The organism is Streptomyces sp. AC627_RSS907 (assembly GCF_019049165.1).
This window is the reverse complement of the sequence record NZ_JAGMUE010000778.1, coordinates 1-866: the sequence shown is the minus strand read 5'-3', so window position 1 is coordinate 866 and position 866 is coordinate 1. Positions and strand designations below refer to the sequence as shown.

Sequence of the window (866 nt, the reverse complement as noted above, 5' to 3'; positions counted from 1 at the left end):
CCAGGTAGACGTAGTCGTCCAGGGTGCCCTCGCGAACGAGGTAGACCGTGAGCGACCGGACGTACATGGCACCGATGCCGAGGCCGAGCGCCATCCAGAAGATGTGGTTGGTGACCGCGAAGGCGCCGATCACGCCGTCGAACGAGAAGGACGCGTCCAGCACCTCGAGGTAGAGGAACATGAAGAACGCGGCCTTGCCGGCGAGGCCGATCATGGTGGGCTCCTTGCCCGCCTTCTTGGCCTCCTCCTCCGCCTCGTGCTCGCGCTCCTCCTCTTCTTCGAGCTTGTTCTCGAAGTGTCCGGAGAGTCCGCCGACGATCAGATACGTGATCAGGCCGGCGATGCCGGACAGCATCACCGTCGCCGCCTTGTCCACGTGTCCGCCGCCGTGTTGCGCGGCCGATTCGGCCCAGGTGGTGGCAGCGGTCAGCAGCACGATGAGGGCCACGCACACCGAGAAGCCGTCGATCTTGCCGAGCCGCGACAGCGGGCGCTCCAGCCACCCGATCCACTTGTGCTCATGGTCGTCGAAGATGAAGTCGAGGAAGATCATGAGCAGGAACATGCCGCCGAAGGAGGCGATGGCCGGATGCGCGTCCGTCACGAGCTGCTCGTACTTGTCGGCGTCGTTCATCGCCAGTCTGACGGCCTCGATGGGCCCCATCTGGGCGGTGACGGCGACGATGACGACGGGGAAGACCAGTCGCATACCGAACACGGCGATGATGATGCCGACGCTCAGGAAGATCTTCTGCCAGAAGGCGTTCATCTTCTTCAGCACGCCGGCGTTGACGACCGCGTTGTCGAAGGAGAGTGAGATCTCCAGGACGGAGAGGATCGCGACGATCGCGAAGGCCTCCCAGCCC

Annotated in this window: 1 protein-coding gene; it reads right to left on the bottom strand. The window is 64.2% G+C overall.

Annotated features, from left to right (window positions below):
- Positions 1–866, bottom strand: an 866-nt coding sequence (locus tag KUM32_RS38600) for a DUF475 domain-containing protein (protein ID WP_217146464.1), incomplete at both ends; no start/stop codon positions are given.